Below are 2008 nucleotides of genomic sequence, written 5' to 3'. Positions count from 1 at the left end.
CCCGGCGCGGGGCCGGGCTACCGCTACAGCACGCAGGACATCGAGTTCCAGATCGAGAGCTACCTGCGCTACCAGGGCGACAAGTTCAGCGAGTATTTCGACGCCAACACCTACCTGCTGATCACCCGCGCGCTCGATTACTTCGACCCCGCACTCGCCTACGGCGGCAACCTCACGCTGGCGCTGGCGCGCGCGACGGCCCGGTTCCTGCTGGTGAGCTTCACCACCGACTGGCGCTTTTCACCCGCGCGCAGCCGCGAGATCGTGAAGGCGCTGCTCGACAACCGCCGCGACGTGAGCTACGCCGAGATCGACGCACCGCACGGCCACGACGCCTTCCTGCTCGACGATGCGCGCTACATGGGCGTCGTCGGCTCGTATTTCGACAGCATCGCCAAGGAGTTCGCATGACCGAGAAAGCCACCATGCATGCGATTTCCCGGCTGGTGCCGCACGGCGCGCGGGTGCTGGACCTGGGCTGCGGCGACGGCGCGATGCTGTCGTACCTGCAGCGCGAGCGCGGCTGCACGGGCTACGGCATCGAGATCGACGACGCCAACGTGCTCGCCTGTGTGCGCCGCGGGGTGAACGTGGTGCAGCTCAACCTGGAGGAAGGGCTGGCGATGTTCGGCGACAACTCGTTCGACCTGGTGCTGCAGATCGACACGCTGCAGCACCTGCGCAACACCGAGGTGATGCTGCGCGAGACGGCCCGCGTGGGCCGCGCGGGCGTGGTGGCGTTTCCCAATTTCGCCCACTGGCCCAACCGGCTGTCGGTGCTGCGCGGGCGCATGCCCGTCACGCGCCGGCTGCCCTACCAGTGGTACGACACGCCCAACATCCGCGTGGGCACGTTCAAGGATTTCGAGGTGCTGGCGCACAAGAACGCCCTGCGCGTGATCGACGCGTTCGGCCTGCAGGACGGGCGCGAGGTGCGCTTCCTGCCGAACGCCCTGGCGGGCACGGCGGTGTTCCACTTCGAGCACGCCTGACGGGCGCAGGGCTGCGGCCGGGAGGGCGACTTGCCGAGGCACGGGGCTGCCTCGGGCGCTGTCCCACGTGCCCAAGCTCCCCCGCACAGGTCGCCAACACCGTGGAAATGTCACGAGCACTACAAAACACCCGAACATCCGATTGCTATTATTAATGTAGCAATACGCCCTAGAAAAACATGCCCTGAAGGCATTTTTCGCCCCCGAAATCGCTGCTGCCAAGCAGACTGAATCCCTCAGTACATAGGGTTTTCCCTTAAAGGATTGCCTTCATCCTGCCAAAGTTACGGTTGCTTACGATGGGATCGGCGTCTTCCGCAGCGCACCCGCCCCGTCTCCCTTCCCTGCGACCGAACCCCAAAAACCGCCATGACTCCACCCGTCCGCACCCGATCGGTCGCCCGCCGCGTCACCCTGCTGGCCCTGTCCCTGGTGGCGCTGGCCCTCATTGCGGTGGGCATCGCGATCTCGCTCATCACCACGAAGGCCGCGCGCACGCAGATCACCGAAGGTGTGCGCGATGCGGTCGATGCGGTAGGCCAGTCGCTCAACGCGGTGGACGAGGCCAACCGCGAACTGGTGCGCCGCTCGGCCCAGGCGTTCCAGCGCGGCTTCGACCCCAGCATGCAACTGGACGAGGCCAGCGGGCAACTGACGAGCTTCGGCGTCGCGGTGAACGACGACTACGGCACGGTGGACAAATTCAGCCAAGACACGGGCGGCGTGGCCACGGTCTTCGCGAGGAAGGGCGAGGACTTCATCCGCATCACCACCTCGGTCAAGAACGAAAAGGGCGAGCGCGCCCAGGGCACCCTGCTCGACCGCGCCAGCCCCGCCTACGCGCCCGTGCTCGCGGGCCAGCCCTACACGGGCCGCACCATGCTGTTCGGCAAGCCGTACATGGCGCACTACGCGCCGGTGAAGGATGCGGCGGGCAAGGTGATCGCCATCCTGTTCGTGGGCAACGACCTGTCGGCCTTCCAGGAGCAGATGCAAAAGCAGGACCGAGCAGATGC

2 protein-coding genes and 1 pseudogene are annotated in these 2008 nt (G+C 66.3%); all 3 read left to right on the top strand.

The window, feature by feature from the left end; translation table 11 throughout:
- Nucleotides 1–411 (top strand): annotated as a pseudogene (gene metX, locus AC27KI_RS23610) (homoserine O-acetyltransferase); the annotation flags it as partial.
- Nucleotides 408–992 (top strand): methionine biosynthesis protein MetW, encoded by a 585-nt coding sequence (gene metW / locus AC27KI_RS23605; protein ID WP_284397602.1) that lies wholly within the window; start codon nucleotides 408–410, stop codon nucleotides 990–992. The pseudogene metX and the gene metW, both read left to right, overlap by 4 nt.
- Nucleotides 993–1361: 369 nt before the next feature.
- On the top strand, nucleotides 1362–2008 hold a 647-nt coding region (locus AC27KI_RS23600; protein ID WP_487116158.1), incomplete at its 3' end, for a Cache 3/Cache 2 fusion domain-containing protein.

Source organism: Acidovorax sp. KPB24-03, from assembly GCF_057546605.1.
Note: the sequence above shows the minus strand (reverse complement) of the source record. Positions and strands in the feature narration are given on the sequence as shown.

Bases quoted from the DNA above. Each gene is read 5' to 3' on its own strand.
- metW (WP_284397602.1), top strand. From the start codon at position 408: ATGACCGAGAAAGCCACCATGCATGCGATTTCCCGGCTGGTGCCGCAC.